This is a genomic window from Kitasatospora sp. NPDC058190, assembly GCF_042883685.1.
GTDB lineage: Bacteria > Actinomycetota > Actinomycetes > Streptomycetales > Streptomycetaceae > Kitasatospora.
In genome coordinates, this window is the sequence record NZ_JBHVVI010000001.1 from 110,266 (window position 1) to 124,646 (window position 14,381).

The window sequence follows — 14,381 nt, forward strand, 5'->3', positions numbered from 1 at the left end:
CCCGCCGGGCCGGGCCGCAGAGACCACAAGGGGAACAGCGCAGACCATGACCGAGGCGATCATGCTCGTCGGTGGTAAGGGCACGCGACTGCGTCCGCTGACCACCCACACCCCCAAGCCGATGCTGCCCGTGGCGGGTGTCCCGTTCATCGCGCACCAGCTGGCCCGTGCCGCCGCAGCCGGGGTCACCCGCGTGGTGCTGGCCACCTCGTACCTGGCCGAAGTGTTCGAGGACCACTTCCAGGACGGCACCCCGTACGGCATCGAGCTGGTCTACCTGACCGAGCGCGAGCCGCTGGGCACCGGCGGGGCCATCCGCAACGCCGCCTCCGGGCTGACCTGCGGGCCGGACGAGCCGGTCCTGATCTTCAACGGCGACATCCTCTCCGGGCTGGACATCGCCGCCCTGCGCGACGGCCACGTGGCCGCCGGGGCCGACGTCACCCTGCACCTCACCCGGGTCGAGGACCCGCGCGCCTTCGGCCTCGTCCCGACCGACGGGAACGGGCGGGTGCTGGAGTTCCTGGAGAAGCCGGAGACCCCGGAGCAGATCGTCACCGACCAGATCAACGCCGGCTGCTACGTCTTCACCCGTTCCGTCATCGACCGCATCCCGGCCGGCCGGGAGGTGTCCGTCGAGCGCGAGACCTTCCCCGAGCTGCTGGCCACCGGCGCGCTGCTGCGCGGCGTCGTCGACACCTCGTACTGGCTGGACCTCGGCACCCCGGCCGCGTTCGTCCGCGGCTCGGCCGACCTGGTGCTCGGCAAGGTCGACTCCCCGGCCGTCCCCGGCCCGACCGGCGACGCCCTGCTGCTGCCCGGCGCCACCGTCCACCCGGGCGCGGTGCTCAGCGGCGGCACCGTGGTCTCCGAGGACGCGGTGATCGAGGCCGGTGCGATCGTCGAGGGCAGCGTCATCCTGCCCGGCGCGGTGATCGGCCCGGACACCCTGGTCAAGGACTCGATCGTGGGCGCCTTCGCCACCGTCGGCGACCGCTCGGCGCTGGACGGCGCGGTGATCGGCGACGGCGCGATCGTGGAGTCCGACAACGAGCTGCCCAGCGGCATCCGGGTCGCCTGCGGCACCCTGCTGCCGGTCGGCGCGGTGCGCGTCTCGGCCGGCCCGGGCGGCTGCCCGGCCGGCACCAGCGCGGCCGCCGCGGTGCACGGGCCGTCGGTCACCGCCCAGCGGTAGCGACATCCCGGGGGCTTTCGGACCCGTTCGTCTCAGGCTCGCTGCAAACCGGCCCCGGCTCCGTCCGGGGCCGACGCGCGTTGGGCCGGACGGGTACCTTCGGAGCGTGGCTGGTAATCGATACGACAGCGGTCAGGGCGCCGACCGCCCGCACGGCGGATGGTCGGCCCCGCCGTCGGCGGGGGCGCCCGGGGGGCACGGGCAGCCGGACGGGCCGGAGTACTTCACGGCCCCGCACCCGACGGCGGCCGGTGGCCCGGGGGGTCCTGCCGGCGGTCCCGGCGGTACGGTCGGCGACGGGTACGACCCGTACGCGGCCGACCGGCCGGGCAGCACCCGCTCCTTCCCGGTCGGCGACCCGTACGGCCGGCAGCAGCCGTACGGTCACGAGCCCGGTCCGGGCCAGGACCGGGGCTGGTACGGCCAGGGCCCGGGTCCCGGCCACTACGACGACGGTTACGGGCAGCAGCCGCCGTACGGCCAGGACCAGCACGCGCCGTACGGCCAGGAGCCGCAGCCGCCGTACGGCCAGGACAACGTCGCGGTCTACCGGGCGGGCGGCCAGTCCGCGCCGCACGTCGCCGGGCCCCGGCCGCAGTGGCGCGAGCTGTTCACCGGCCTCTTCCGCAGCCCGACCGCGATCTTCGACCGCACCCGCGACCACCAGGTCTGGCTGCCCGCCCTCACCGTCTCGCTGCTGTACGGCGCGCTCGCGGTGCTCGCCATCGGGCTGACCCACGACGACATCGTCAACTCGACCTTCTCCGTGGCGCTGACCGGCCTGTTCGCCGCCGCCGTCGGCTTCACCCTGGCCGGCGGGATCTTCGGCGCGGTCACCTACGCGCTGGCCCGCCAGCTCGGCGGCGACGGCCCGTGGAAGTCGACGGTCGGCCTGGCCGCGCTGGTCGGCTGGCTGACCGACGCCCCCCGGCTGCTGCTGGACCTGGTGCTGCCCTCCGGCAGCGCGGTGGTCCAGGTCGTCGGCTGGGCCACCTGGATGTTCTGCGCGTACCTGCTGACCAGCATGGTCCGGCGGCTGCACGACCTGCCCTGGGGCAAGGCGGCGGCGGCCGCGGCAGTGCAGCTGGTCGCGCTGCTGGTGCTGATCAAGCTGCCGACCCTGGGCTGAGGGGCGGGAGGCAGAATGGTGGGCGGGTCGGGCCGGTAGGCCAGGGCCCGCTCGACCTCGTTCGTCCACAGCCACCGGAGCCAGCCATGACCCTCCCCACCACCCACGTCAGCTTCCCGGCCGGGGCGGTGACCGGAGAGTCCCCGGTGCTCGCGGTGCACCCGCTGGCCGACGGCCGGTACGCCGTGGTGACCGGGACGACCCCGTTCCACCCGCTCGACCACACCTGGCCCGACCAGCCGGCCGACCACGGCACCCTGACCGTCGACGGCGCCGAGCTGGCCGTGGTGGACTGCCTCACCGGCGCGGTCGGCCCGGACGGCGGCGCGCTGCTGGTCGGCGCCGAGATCCCGGTGAAGCGCGGGGACGAGGCGTGGTCCTGGCTGGTCCTGCACGTCCTCGACACCGACCCCGGCGACATCACGGGCCGCACCGCGACCCTCGCCGTCGACGCCGGGCGCCGGGCCGCCCTGAGCGCCTCGCACAGCGGCTGCCACCTGCTCGCCCTCGCCCTGAACGCCGCGCTCGCCCCGCGCTGGCGCAAGGACCCGGGCCGCTCGGACGCCTTCGGCAACCCCGACTTCGACAGCCTCGCGATGGCGAGCTCGGTGATGGACACCGAGGCCAGCACCGACACCTACCGGCTGGGCAAGTCGCTGAAGAAGAAGGGCTTCACGGCGGACGCCACCGAGGAGTTCCCCGCCCTCGCCGACGCCCTGCCCGCCCTCACCGAGGCCGTCAACGCGCGGCTCGCGGCCTGGGTCGCGGCCGACGCGCCGGTCCGGATCGAGGTCCCCGGCCCCGAGCTCACCGCCCGCCGCCAGTGGCACTGCGAACTGCCCGAGGGGGGCGCGCAGATCTTCTGCGGCGGCACGCACCTGCACCACCTCGGCGAGCTCGCCGAACTGCGCACCGAGCTGCGGCTGTCCGAGGACGGCACCGAGCTGGTCGCGGTCACCAGCCCCAAGCGGGCCTGAGAACGCCGCGGGCGGCCACCCCTCGCGGTGAGGGGCGGCCGCCCGCCGTGCGTGCACTCTGCCGGGATCAGACCTCGGTGCGGTGGAAGTTCAGGTAGGAGCGGGACGGCGTCGGGCCGCGCTGGCCCTGGTAGCGCGAGCCGTAGCGCTCGGAGCCGTACGGGTGCTCCGACGGCGAGGAGAGCCGGAACAGGCAGAGCTGCCCGATCTTCATCCCCGGGTACAGCTTGATCGGCAGCGTCGCGACGTTCGACAGCTCCAGCGTCACGTGGCCGCTGAAACCGGGGTCGATGAAGCCGGCCGTGGAGTGGGTGAGCAGGCCCAGCCGGCCCAGGCTCGACTTGCCCTCCAGCCGGGAGGCCACGTCCTCGGGCAGCGTGATGACCTCGTACGTCGAGGCCAGCACGAACTCGCCCGGGTGCAGGATGAACGCCTCGTCGCCGTCCGGCTCGACCAGCCGGGTCAGATCCGGCTGCTCCTCGGAGGGGTCGATGTGCGGGTACTTGTGGTTCTCGAACACGCGGAAGAAGCGGTCGAGGCGCACGTCGATACTCGACGGCTGGATCATCGCCGGGTCGAACGGGTCGATGCCGACCCGGCCCAGGTCGATTTCGGTCCGGATGTCCTTGTCAGAGAGCAGCACGCTTCGAGGTTACGTGCACGACAGGGCCCCGGACGAATCCGCCCGGGGCCCGCTACGTCCTTCCGACGGCCGTCAGGCCAGGAACTCCGCGGCCTCCGTCCGCATCGCCCGCGCCAGTTGCGCCGTCGACAGCTCCCGTGCGTCGGCCAGCACCGAGCTCCGGAGCCGTCCGCACTGCGGACAGCGGATCAACCGCCCGGGCCCGAGCCGCCCGGGACCGAGGTTCTGCATCGGGAACGTGGTGGTGCTGAACAGGTGCCCCTCGGCACAACGAACGACGGCGCGCTGCTCCATCGATCCCCTTCCCATCCCTAACCCAGTACTCACCCGTACTCATCGCGCCCCGGCGGCCGGCCAGGCCCCGAGACAGCGTCACATTAGGGGATGTTCCGGACATTCCACACCATGGCTCGCCGCCCCGACCCCACGCCCACCGGAGCATTCGCACGCGGCCCAAACAGTACGCCCCCCGCCCACCCCCACCCCGCTCCGCCACGGCCTCGGACCGGCTGTGCAACCACAGTCACGGATGGGGTACAGTGACACTGGATCGAGCGGTCTCTGACGGCTCATCAGGCGGGCGTAGTTTAATGGTAGAACATGAGCTTCCCAAGCTTAGAGCGCGAGTTCGATTCTCGTCGCCCGCTCCAGCGGCAAAGCCCCAGGTCAACGACCTGGGGCTTTCGCATTGTCTAGACCAATCCACCCCCACCGTGCCAGATCCGTGCCAGAACGCGGCTGGGCGATCTTTGAAGTCACGCGTCTTCCGATCGCCGCGCGCCTGGAAGGCCGAGCCGCAGGGCGGCTTTCGGAGCGATGGAGGCGGCAGCAGCAGTGAGCTGAGCCCCTGCTGGCGGCGATCTTCTGCTCGGGGAGAAGCGACTTGTCACCGTGGCGAGCCGAGCCGTCGGGCCTGTGTGCCGTGGAAGGCAGGGGCGCGGCTTGCCGCCTCCCGCCGCTGTCCTGATCGGTGCGCTGATTCACAACTCTTGACCTTTATTTGGTAGTTGATCGATAGAAGATTTGTTCGTCCCATCGCAGGATGGGATAGGTCGGCGCGGTGGGTTCCACAGCGGCCGGGGCGGGATGTGATGCCGGCAGAGTGCAAGGGGGATGCGGTGCAAGATGGTTACTCGGTAGATCTGGGTGCGTTACGGGACGCGGCCGCAGGCGTGAATGGCACTCTCGAGCAGGTGAGCCGGCGGAAGGTTGCCGACATACCCCATGACTCGTCGGCGATCGGTCATGGCCACCTGGCGAGCACGCTGTCCGATTTCCTGAGTCGATGGAATCGTGGTGTGGACAACCTTGCCAAGGACGGCAAGGAGATCAGAAGTCGGCTGACGCTCAGTGTGAATGCGTACACCAAGGCTGAGCAGGACGCACACCAGCATGTCGTGCAGAGCGGCAACATGGTGACCGCTCCCGGGACCGATCCCGGAGTGCGCTGATGGCGGCCGAACTCGGCACCACGAGCGATCCGAAGTCGTTGGTCCCCGGAAGTCCGGCGGCGATCTACGCGACCGAGGCCGAACTGCGTTCCTACGGAGACCACCTGCATCAGGCAGGAGCCGGACTCCAACGGATCGACACGGTTGACGGCTGGCGTGGAGACGCCGGAGACGCATTCCGCCACGCATTCCATGGGCAGCCGGGAAAGTGGCTCCAAGCTGGCGACGCATTTCACGATGCCGCAGACGCGCTCAAGAGCTATGTCTCGACTCTGGTGTGGGCACAGGCCCAGGCGGCCACAGCGGTCAGCCAGTGGAACTCCGGCGATAAGGCAGCCGCGGGTGAAACGCTGCGCGGTGCCAGAGAACAGCTGTCATCTGCTGGTGATAGTGCAGCTTCCAAAGTTGGGAAGGCCCGTGACCTGGCGCCGCCCAAGCCGGGTTTCTGGTCCCGTCTGGGCGACGACATCGGTGGGTTCTTCTCCGATGCCGGGCATTTCGTCGAGAAGGCCGGAGAGGTGGTTCTTGGCGACCTCGCGTCGGTGGGCAACGCCATGGTGCATGACCCGGGTGCTGTGCTCCAGCTGGCAGGAGGGCTCGGCCTGGCGGTGCTCGGCGCGGGCGGCGAGATCGGCGGCTTCGCTCTCGACGTCACGGGTATCGGGGCGGTGCTGGGTGTGCCGGTCAACGTCATCTCAGCCGTGGCCATCACCGGCGGTCTCGGGATGGCCGGCGTTGGTCTGAACACGATCATGCATGACGCGGCTGGTCCGGATCGGGTCAACATGAACTCCGACGGAGGTGGTGGCGGTGGTGGGGGAGACACCGGCGGCGAGCCCGTCTCGAATCGCGTCCGGCCTCCTCAGGAGGGTGACACCAACTACGTTGTCGACAATCCCTCTGATCTTTCGGATACGATCACCGATATCGATCGGGTGGAGAACGGAACCCTCTGGGAGGAGAAGACAGCCACTGGCCAGGACCCGCGGATGGACCCCCAGAAGTGGGTGCAGAAGAATGTCGTCAAGAAGCTCGACTCCTATGTCCGCGCTCGTCCCTATCTTGAGGGTTACGAGAATGCCCCACTTGGCATGGACTTCACGGAGCCGGGAGCAACACCCCAGTTCAGGGCTGCGGTTGAACAAGCTGTCGAGGATTGGAAAGCCGCCAATCCGGGCGTGGATGTATCAGTTAGGTGGGCGCAGTGAGTTGTACTTTCCAGGTGGGGGACGAGATCGTGTGGGATCCGTCGAACACGGTGGCCAGGCTGTTCACCGGAGAGGCGGCGGCGGTGGCATCTGCTTTCGGGCTGCATTCGGGAATCGGTGAGATCATCGAGGACGAGTGCGAACTCGATATCCCGGTTCTGGAGGCCTTTATCGCCGAACTCGTGCGGCGGTACCAGGAGGCGACCCACCCAATCCTCCGATCGCTCACGGTGGGGTTCATCGCTACGGCGTCGGTTCTGGTCGAGCGGGGTGGCGGGCAGCTTCCGTCCGGTGAGCCGGACCAGGTCGCGGCCTGGGCCCAGTTGCGCCAGGAGCACGCGAGGTCGATGCCGCGCTGAACGGGACCGGACTGGTCGCGGGAGCGCCCTCGGCTATCTCTCTCTGCCGCTGGCACTCGTCGGCCATTTCCACCGGATGGGTCGGTACCGGGAACGCGGAGGAGTGTGCTGCGGTGCCAGGAACGGTCGTACCGGGCGCCGCAGCACACAGCGCTGCGCAGGTCTGTTAGTTGGCGCGGGTCGGCTGAGCCAACGGATGGTTTGGGCGGGCCACGCCTCACGGGCAACAACCGCCAGCTGGGTCGTTGGCCCGGGTACTCATGTTGTTACTCCGCTTCCTCCCAGAGCGTCTCGTGGGCCTCGCGATCGCCCGTCGTTCGCTTGCGCCGGGCGCTGCGGATGTCGACGACGGCGGCGCTGATGCCGTTGGAGATCTTGGTCTGCTGCTCCTCGGTGGAGTGCTGGTAGATCAGCGCTGCGCGAGGGGAGTTGTGGCCCATGAAGGCCATGAGGTCCCGGAGGCTGGCGCCGGTGTTGGCGGCGAGGACGTTGCCGGTGTGGCGCAGGTCGTAGAAGCGGAAGCCGTCCATGCCGAGCTTCGCGCGGGCCTTGCGCCACTTGCGGCCGAAGGTCGAGCGGCGGAACGGGGCACCGCGCTCGCCGACGAACAACAGGCCGTCCTCGCCGTCCTGCGCGTACCAGCGCAGGTGCCGCTCGAACTCAGGGAGGAGTTCGGTCGGGATGCGGAGCGCGCGCTTGCCGGCGTCGGACTTGGGGTCGCCCACGGCGCGTTCGCCGGTGCAGAGTTCGGGGGCGGCGCGGCGGATCCACACGATCCCCTTGTCCAGGTCGACGTCGCGGCGCCGGAGTTCGGCCTGTTCCTCCGGGCGCAGGGCCATGAAGGCGGCGACGAAGACCATCAGCTGCCAGCGCGGGCCCATCAGCTCGGCGAGCTGGAGGACCTGCTCGATGGTCGCGTGGGGGCGCTCGGCGGCCTTCTCCTTGCCGCCGCCCTTGATGCGACAGGGGTCGGTGGACAGCAGCGGTCTGCGCTGGGTGTCCGAAAGGCTGGTTGCACTGGTATCGGCACAGGTCAGGGCCACTTTGCGGCCCGGAGGCCCAAAGATTCCCAAGCTTAGAGCGCGAGTTCGATTCTCGTCGCCCGCTCCATACGGAAAAGCCGCAGGTCATTGACCTGCGGCGTTTCCCTTGCCCGCATACGGGCGGTTACCGACGGTGGCCCGGTGGGGGTCAGTGGGCGGTGGTGAGGGATTCGAGGGTGGGGACGAGGGCGGCGGGGGTGGGGAGGGCGGCGTTGTCGGCCTGGAGGCGGCGGGCGGCGGTGCGGAGGGCGGGGTCGGTGAGGAGGCGGTTGAGGAGGGGGGTGTCGACGGCGTCGGAGGCGGAGCTCAGGGCGGCGCCGGTGGCGGTGAGGGCCTCGGTGTTGTTGTAGTGGTCGGCGCCCTGGGGGAGGAGCAGCTGGGGCAGGCCGGCTTGAAGGGCGGTCAGCATGGTGCCCGAGCCGCCGTGGTGGATCAGCGCGTCGGCGCGGCTGAGCAGTTCGTTGAGCGGGACCCAGGGCAGTCCGCGGACGTTGGCGGGCAGGGTGCCGAGCGGGGCGAGGTCGGCGTCGCCGACGGCGAGCAGGAAGTCCGCGTCGACCTCGGCCGCGGCCTCGACCATGCGGACGACGGCCCGGACGCCGTCGAGCTCGGCGAGGACGGTGCCCAGAGTGACGACGACCCGCGGGCGGTCGGCGGGGCGGAGGAACTCGGTCGGGACCATGCCGCCGCCGTTGTAGGGGATGTAGCGCATCCGCAGGCCGTCCGGGTCGCCGCCGAGCGGGCCGACGTTGAGCGCGGTGGCAGTGGCCGGCCCGGTCAGACCGTGCCGCTCGTAGAGGTCGGTGACGCGGGAGGCGAGCAGGTCGACCATGGGGAGGCCGGTGCTGACCCCGAAGTTGTGGACCACCGACGGGATCTTGAGCAGGGCCGCCACCAGCGGGGGAGCGGCGTGGAAGGAGTCGTGGACGAGCAGGTCGGCGCCCCAGTCGCTGGTGATCTCCAGCAGCTGGTCGACCGCGGGGCGGGAGGCGTGCGCGAAGATCGCGGCCGCCAGGTCGAAGATCTCTTCCTGCGACTTGTCCCGGTTGACGTACTCGACCTTGCCGTCGAGCCGCTCCTCGAACATCTCCCGCAGGTGCCGGCCGTCGCCGATCTCGACGACCGGGAAGCCCGCGCTGCGGAGCTGGTCGAGCGGCTGCCCGCAGGCGAACAGGACCTCGTGCCCGACGGCGCGCAGCGCCTGCGCGGTGGGCACCATCGGGAACAGGTGGCCGGCCGAGGCGGGGCCGGTGAAGAGTATGCGCATGGTCTACTCCTTGCCAGTGAAGCTAACAAGGCAGTTTCATCCCAAAAGCTGACGTTCAGTCAATTTGATTCGGATCACCATGCGCGGTTATCGGCCGTTTTGAGCAGGGGCTTGTTGCCTGGGCGGCGGTGTGCTCCAACTCCCGCTTCCGCCGCCCGTCGTCGAACAGCCCGCCGCCCGTAGCCTGCCGCCCGTTGCCCGCAGCCCGTCGGTCATCCGGCGGCGAGGAAGTCGCGGACGGTATTGGTGAAGGCGGCGGGCTGTTCGGCGAGGACGATGTGGCCGGTGTCGAACTCGGCGTAGCTGCTGGTGGGGAGGGCGGCGTGGAGGCGGCGGGTGTTCTCGACCGGGACGGTGGCGTCCTGGGTGCAGCCGATCACCAGGGTGGGGGCCTGGACACGGGGGAGCAGCGGGGTGAGGTCCAGGGTGAGGTCCAGGGCGATGTGCCGGAGGGTGCCGGGGGTCGGCCGCATGTAGGCGGTGTTGGCCTCGACGGCCTGGCGGCCGATGCGGTTGAGGAAGTCGCGGCTGAAGGCGGTGAGGGTGGCGTAGCGCCCGAAGGCCTCGGGGTGGTCGGCGAGGGAGAGCCAGGTGGCCATGGAGAGTCGCAGGTACTCGTCCTGGTCGGCGCCGACCCAGCCGGCGGTGGCGATCAGGCGGCGGACCTGGTCGGGGCGTAGCGCGGCGGCCGCGGTGGCGACGACGGCGCCGAGTGAGAAGCCGAGGAGGTCGACGGGGCCGCGGCCGGCGTCGGCGATGACGGCGTTGACCTGCTCGGCGAGGGTCTCCAGGGTGAGCGGGCCGCCGTCGTCCTCGGCGGCCTCGCTGCCGGAGAGGTCCGGCAGCAGCACGGTGTAGCGGTCGGTGAAGGAGTCCAGCATGGCGTCCCACATGCCGGAGCCGGGGCCGGTGCCGTGGACCAGGACGAGGGTGTCGGGGCCGTCGCCGACGACGCGGTAGGGGATGCGGGCGGTGCCGACGGTGATGGTGGGCATGGCGGGGGTTCCTCCTGGTCTGATCCGGTTCGGGCCAGCCGGTCGGGCTGCGATGAGAAGTAAACTACACGGTGCAGATCAGTGATTCAACTGCACCGTGTAGTGCAATTCGAGGTGGAGGAACGGTGCGGAGCGGAACTGTCCGTGCCCGGCCACCGTCCAAGGGGTGACGGAATGCCTGCCCGGGTTGAACGCCGGGAGGAGTACGGAGGGCCCAGTGCAGTCAGGTGGCGCCGAACTGAACGTCGGATGCCCGGACGGTTGTCGCGACGGCTCCCCGTCCGCGCCCGCCTGGTGGCCGGTGCTGGCCCCGGAGGTGACGGCTGATCAACTCGACGCGGCGGAACGCTGCGAGGCGCTGCTTCGGGAAACCGTGGACGCCGTCCGGCCGGCGCCGGCCTGGTGCGCGGCGGCACCTCGGGCGGGCGCGCGACTGCCGCTGCCGGGCCGGGAGTCGGAGGCGCGCTGGTACGTCACCCGGGGCCGGTACCTGCGCACCGTCGTATCGCCGTGTCGCCAGGCGGAGTTGGCGGGGGTGGTGGAGCGGCACTGGCGGCGGCGGGGGTGGGCGATCACCTCGCTGAACGCCGGGCGGGACCGGGCGGGGGTGGCCGCCGTCACCCGCGACGGCTATCAACTGGCGCTGAGCATCGGTGAGTTCGGTGAGATCGCGTTGACCGCGAGCTCGCCCGGAGTGGCCTGCCCGGAGTGGCCGGGGGTCGGCGGGTCCGCGCCACTGCCGGACGTGCACTGCCCGTACTGGAGCGCGCTGATGTGATGCGGGGCTCACGGGGGAGGCGTGGAGCGAGTCCCCCCGGACCCGCTCCACGCCGCCTCGTCGCGCGGCTTCGGCGCTGCCGCTCCCCCCGACACCCCGGCAATCCCGCCGTCCCCCCTGGCAACACCCTCCGGCGAGAGCGGTCCGCACAGGCCCCGGCGAGCCCCCACCTCCGGGGACGTCGTGGTATCACGCTAACAAACCGCGTGGTTGGTTTGTCAATAGTGAGATCCACGAAAAATCCACAATCGTGAGGACGGGTTCTGGTTGCTCCAACAGGCGTCCCACCAGGCAGTTGTGCGCCGGTCAGGGCGACGTACGGCAGCCGGGCGCGCGCCCGGGACCGGCTCGGCGTGTGGAGTGCGGCGCCTGGAATCCGACATTCCGAGCATCATGGCAGCACACAGTGACACCGCGCGAGTGCCCAGCGCAGCAGCCGACCCTCCTGGCCGTGCGGCCGGCTCAGCGCAGCAGCCGGCGCTCCTTGGCCACCGCCACCGCTCCGGCCCGGGTGTCCACGCCCAACTTGTCGTAGATCCGGCCCAGATGGGTCTTCACCGTCGCCTCGCTGATGAACAGCGCCCGCGCGATCTCCCGGTTGCCCAGGCCCTGCGCCAGCTGTTCCAGGATGTCCTGCTCGCGCTCGGTGAGCTGCGGCGCGGGCGCCCGCATCTGCGCCATCACCCGGGAGGCGACCGGTGGCGAGAGCACCGTCCGGCCCTGGGCGGCCGCGTGGACGGCGGCGAACAGCTCCTCCGGGCGTTCGGCCTTCAGCAGGTAGCCGGTGGCGCCCGCGGCGATCGCCCGGGTGATGTCGGCGTCGGTGTCGTAGGTGGTGAGCACCAGGACGTGCGGCCCGCCCGGGGCGGCGGTGATCCGCCGGGTGGCCTCCACGCCGTCGATGCCGTCGCCGAGCTGGAGGTCCATCAGCACGACCCGCGGCGCCAGCTTGGCGGCCAGCGCGACCGCCTCCTCCCCGGTGCTCGCCTCGCCGACCACCTCGATGTCGCCCGCGCTGGCGAGCAGCGCCAGCAGGCCGGCCCGCACCACCGCGTGGTCGTCGCAGACCAGCAGCCGGACAGGGGTCGTGTTCATCGCTGCTCCAGGGGGATCACGGCGGAGACGACGGTGCCCTCGCCGGGGGTGCTCTCCACGGTCAGCCTGCCACCCAGCTGCCGCAGCCGGGCCCGCATGGCCGGCAGGCCGTACCCGCGCCCGCCGCCGGAACCGGCCGCGTCCGGGTCGAAGCCCCGTCCGTCGTCGGCGATGTCCAGCACCGCCTGGTCGCCCAGGAAGGACAGGGTGATCGCCGCCGCCGAGGCCGCGGCGTGCTCGCGGACGTTGGCCAGCGCGCCCTGGGCGATCCGCAGCAGCGCGGACTGCGCGGCGGCGGGCAGCGGTGCGGGCGTGCCGTCCAGGTGGAAGCGGACCGGTAGCCTGCTCTCGGCGGACTCCCGCTCGGCCAGCGCCCGCAGCGCCCGGTCCAGGGTGCCGCCGTCGGCCAGCTCGGCCGGGGCGAGGTCGTGGACGAAGCGGCGGGCCTCGGCCAGGTTCCGGGAGGCCACCTCGGCGGCGGTCCGGACGTGGGTACGGGCGGTCGCCGGATCGGTGTCCCAGGTGCGCTCGGCGGCCTGCAGCAGCATCCGCTGGCTGGACAGGCCCTGTGCCAGGGTGTCGTGGATCTCCATCGCCAGCCGCTCGCGCTCGGCGAGGGTGCCCTCCCGCCGTTCGGTGGCGGCGAGTTCGCGCCGGGTGCGGACCAGGTCGGCGATCAGCGCCCGCTGCCGGGCGGCCTGCCGGGCCATGAACAGGAAGACCCCGGTGGCCAGCGCGGCCACCGCGGGCGGCAGCAGGACGAGGGTGGCGTCCGCCCCGCCGGGCAGCCGGATCTCGGCGATCACCACCAGTAGCGTCAGCGCCGCCACCAGCGGGATCGCCGCCTTCGCGGGCAGCGCTCGCAGCGCGGTGTAGATCAGCGGGACGGCGCACCAGGCGAAGCTCGGGGCGAGCAGCACCAACACCACCCAGAGCGCGACCACCAGGGCCAACGGCCACCGGCGTGGAGGGCCGGGCGCGGGCGGGCGGCGGTGGTCCAACCAGGAGGCGGCTGGCCGGGCGACGGCGAGGGTGGCGCTCAGCCCGATCACCCAGGGGATCCAGGGGCTCCCGGCGTGGTGGGTGAGGTAGCGGCTGAGCGAGGCGGCGAGCAGCAGCAGGAACGCGGAGTCCAGCAGCAGCGCCAGCCGGCCCGCGTCCGGGTCCCCGGCGTCGCGGCCGCCGACGGACCGGCGGACGGACCGACCGGTGGACGGGCGGGGCAGCTGCACGGGCGGCTCCTGGCGGTACGCGGTACGCGGTACGCGGTGCACGGTGCGCGGTGCACGGCGCGCGGTACCAGCGCTCAGCGCACTGACCTGCGCCGATCCCTCGATGGTGACCCGTCCGGCCCGGCCCCGCATCAGCCGATCGGTTGACGGCGCCGTCCCCCATCATGCCCGGACGGTCGCGCCGGAACGTCGATGCCGCGCGCCCGGATCCGGCCGGAGGATCGAAGCCGAGCCGGGCGGTCCCCCCGTCGCCCGGCCCCGAATCCGCCGCGGCCCGATCCGCCGTGCGGGCCGCAGACCCCGCAGACCCCGCAGATCCGTTGAGGAGCTGGACCATGAAGAAGACCTCCGTGCGCACCCGGGTGCTGACCGGCACCGTCGCCGTCGCCGCGCTCGCCGCCGCCGGTGTGGGCGCCGTCTCGGCCAGCGCCGAGACCACCGAGACCCCGGCCGCGCCGTCCGCCGTCAAGGTCGACACCCAGAACAAGGACCTGGCCCAGAGCACCGGCCTGACCATCGACGCCGCCACCCGCGCCGCCCAGGCCGCCCTGGACGCGGCCACCAAGGCCGGCCAGCACGTCTCGGTCGCCGTGGTCGACCGCGACGGCGTCACCCGGGTCCTGCTCAAGGGCGACGGCGCCGGCCCGCAGGCCCCGGAGTCGGCCGAGCGCAAGGCCTTCACGGCGGTCTCCTGGAACGCCCCGACCTCGGAGCTGGCCAAGCGCCTCGCCCAGGCCCCCAACCTGAAGGACATCCCGGGCACGCTGTTCCTGGCCGGTGGTGCGCCGGTGCAGGCCAAGGGCGCTCCGGTCGCCGGCATCGGTGTCGCGGGCGCGCCCAGCGGCGACCTGGACGAGCAGTTCGCGCAGGCAGGCGTCGCCGCCCTGGCGAAGTGACGCACCCGGCCGGTCGGCCCACCCCGTGGCCGACCGGCTGGACGCGTGTTCCGGGCTGAGCGCCGCGGCGTCCTCGTTCGGGTGAACACCGGGAGGGTCGTCGCAGAACAGGC

The 14,381-nt window shown here is 71.8% G+C and carries 14 protein-coding genes, 1 tRNA gene and 1 pseudogene; 9 read left to right on the top strand and 7 right to left on the bottom strand.

Features of this window, described 5'->3' with window-relative positions:
- Positions 1 to 46: 46 nt before the first annotated feature.
- From ACFVWU_RS00480 to ACFVWU_RS00490, 3 genes and pseudogenes are all read left to right on the top strand, one after another.
- Positions 47 to 1,120 (top strand): annotated as a pseudogene (locus tag ACFVWU_RS00480) (sugar phosphate nucleotidyltransferase); the annotation flags it as partial.
- A gap of 181 nt (positions 1,121 to 1,301) precedes the next feature.
- Entirely contained in the window at positions 1,302 to 2,324 is a 1,023-nt protein-coding gene (locus tag ACFVWU_RS00485) for a Yip1 family protein (protein WP_387613466.1), read from the top strand.
- Positions 2,325 to 2,410: 86 nt separating this feature from the next.
- Positions 2,411 to 3,301 carry a metal-dependent hydrolase gene (locus tag ACFVWU_RS00490; RefSeq protein WP_387613469.1) on the top strand — a complete coding sequence of 297 codons (891 nt, stop codon included), beginning with the start codon at positions 2,411 to 2,413 and terminating at the stop codon, positions 3,299 to 3,301.
- 67 nt (positions 3,302 to 3,368) lie between these two features.
- Here the strand turns inward: ACFVWU_RS00490 and dcd are convergent, their stop codons facing one another.
- Positions 3,369 to 3,944, bottom strand: a complete 576-nt coding sequence (gene dcd, locus ACFVWU_RS00495) for a dCTP deaminase (RefSeq protein ID WP_387613472.1) — start codon at positions 3,942 to 3,944, stop codon at positions 3,369 to 3,371.
- 72 nt (positions 3,945 to 4,016) lie between these two features.
- A complete protein-coding gene (locus ACFVWU_RS00500; RefSeq protein WP_387613475.1) occupies positions 4,017 to 4,238 on the bottom strand; it encodes a hypothetical protein in 222 nt (73 codons plus the stop codon).
- 282 nt (positions 4,239 to 4,520) lie between these two features.
- Here ACFVWU_RS00500 and ACFVWU_RS00505 point away from each other — a divergent pair.
- The 4 genes from ACFVWU_RS00505 to ACFVWU_RS00520 all read left to right on the top strand — a co-directional run bounded on the left by ACFVWU_RS00505 (position 4,521) and on the right by ACFVWU_RS00520 (position 6,962).
- Positions 4,521 to 4,594, top strand: a tRNA-Gly gene (locus tag ACFVWU_RS00505).
- 468 nt (positions 4,595 to 5,062) lie between these two features.
- The gene (locus ACFVWU_RS00510; protein ID WP_387613478.1) at positions 5,063 to 5,395 is read left to right on the top strand and encodes a hypothetical protein; all 333 of its coding nucleotides are present in this window, start codon (positions 5,063 to 5,065) and stop codon (positions 5,393 to 5,395) included.
- The gene (locus tag ACFVWU_RS00515) at positions 5,395 to 6,603 is read left to right on the top strand and encodes a WXG100 family type VII secretion target (RefSeq protein ID WP_387613480.1); all 1,209 of its coding nucleotides are present in this window, start codon (positions 5,395 to 5,397) and stop codon (positions 6,601 to 6,603) included. Before ACFVWU_RS00510 ends, ACFVWU_RS00515 begins: the two co-directional genes overlap by 1 nt.
- A gap of 14 nt (positions 6,604 to 6,617) precedes the next feature.
- Positions 6,618 to 6,962: a DUF6086 family protein gene (locus tag ACFVWU_RS00520; RefSeq protein ID WP_387613482.1), complete on the top strand. Its 345-nt coding sequence runs from the start codon at positions 6,618 to 6,620 to the stop codon at positions 6,960 to 6,962.
- A 266-nt stretch (positions 6,963 to 7,228) separates the two neighbouring features.
- On the opposite strand, the gene ACFVWU_RS00525 is transcribed toward ACFVWU_RS00520, so the two are convergent.
- The 3 genes from ACFVWU_RS00525 to ACFVWU_RS00535 all read right to left on the bottom strand — a co-directional run bounded on the left by ACFVWU_RS00525 (position 7,229) and on the right by ACFVWU_RS00535 (position 10,267).
- Positions 7,229 to 8,005 (bottom strand): tyrosine-type recombinase/integrase, encoded by a 777-nt coding sequence (locus tag ACFVWU_RS00525; RefSeq protein WP_387613485.1) that lies wholly within the window; start codon positions 8,003 to 8,005, stop codon positions 7,229 to 7,231.
- 148 nt (positions 8,006 to 8,153) lie between these two features.
- Positions 8,154 to 9,272 carry a nucleotide disphospho-sugar-binding domain-containing protein gene (locus tag ACFVWU_RS00530; protein ID WP_387613488.1) on the bottom strand — a complete coding sequence of 373 codons (1,119 nt, stop codon included), beginning with the start codon at positions 9,270 to 9,272 and terminating at the stop codon, positions 8,154 to 8,156.
- A gap of 212 nt (positions 9,273 to 9,484) precedes the next feature.
- Positions 9,485 to 10,267 carry an alpha/beta fold hydrolase gene (locus ACFVWU_RS00535; RefSeq protein ID WP_387613491.1) on the bottom strand — a complete coding sequence of 261 codons (783 nt, stop codon included), beginning with the start codon at positions 10,265 to 10,267 and terminating at the stop codon, positions 9,485 to 9,487.
- 217 nt (positions 10,268 to 10,484) lie between these two features.
- On the opposite strand from ACFVWU_RS00535, the gene ACFVWU_RS00540 reads away from it, so the two are divergent.
- Positions 10,485 to 11,045 (top strand): hypothetical protein, encoded by a 561-nt coding sequence (locus tag ACFVWU_RS00540; protein WP_387613493.1) that lies wholly within the window; start codon positions 10,485 to 10,487, stop codon positions 11,043 to 11,045.
- A 462-nt stretch (positions 11,046 to 11,507) separates the two neighbouring features.
- Here the strand turns inward: ACFVWU_RS00540 and ACFVWU_RS00545 are convergent, their stop codons facing one another.
- Together ACFVWU_RS00545 and ACFVWU_RS00550 are read right to left on the bottom strand one after the other, a co-directional pair.
- On the bottom strand, positions 11,508 to 12,140 hold the full coding sequence (locus ACFVWU_RS00545; protein WP_387613496.1) for a response regulator: 633 nt from the start codon (positions 12,138 to 12,140) through the stop codon (positions 11,508 to 11,510).
- Positions 12,137 to 13,366, bottom strand: a complete 1,230-nt coding sequence (locus ACFVWU_RS00550) for a sensor histidine kinase (protein ID WP_387613687.1) — start codon at positions 13,364 to 13,366, stop codon at positions 12,137 to 12,139. The genes ACFVWU_RS00545 and ACFVWU_RS00550 overlap by 4 nt, the downstream gene beginning before the upstream one ends.
- 341 nt (positions 13,367 to 13,707) lie before the next feature.
- Here ACFVWU_RS00550 and ACFVWU_RS00555 point away from each other — a divergent pair, with 341 nt between their 5' ends.
- On the top strand, positions 13,708 to 14,268 hold the full coding sequence (locus ACFVWU_RS00555; RefSeq protein WP_387613499.1) for a heme-binding protein: 561 nt from the start codon (positions 13,708 to 13,710) through the stop codon (positions 14,266 to 14,268).
- Positions 14,269 to 14,381 lie beyond the last annotated feature (113 nt).

Bases quoted from the DNA above. Each gene is read 5' to 3' on its own strand.
- ACFVWU_RS00490 (WP_387613469.1), top strand. From the start codon at position 2,411: ATGACCCTCCCCACCACCCACGTCAGCTTCCCGGCCGGGGCGGTGACC.
- ACFVWU_RS00500 (WP_387613475.1), bottom strand. From the start codon at position 4,238: ATGGAGCAGCGCGCCGTCGTTCGTTGTGCCGAGGGGCACCTGTTCAGC.
- ACFVWU_RS00515 (WP_387613480.1), top strand. From the start codon at position 5,395: ATGGCGGCCGAACTCGGCACCACGAGCGATCCGAAGTCGTTGGTCCCC.
- ACFVWU_RS00530 (WP_387613488.1), bottom strand. From the start codon at position 9,272: ATGCGCATACTCTTCACCGGCCCCGCCTCGGCCGGCCACCTGTTCCCG.
- ACFVWU_RS00535 (WP_387613491.1), bottom strand. From the start codon at position 10,267: ATGCCCACCATCACCGTCGGCACCGCCCGCATCCCCTACCGCGTCGTC.
- ACFVWU_RS00545 (WP_387613496.1), bottom strand. From the start codon at position 12,140: ATGAACACGACCCCTGTCCGGCTGCTGGTCTGCGACGACCACGCGGTG.
- ACFVWU_RS00555 (WP_387613499.1), top strand. From the start codon at position 13,708: ATGAAGAAGACCTCCGTGCGCACCCGGGTGCTGACCGGCACCGTCGCC.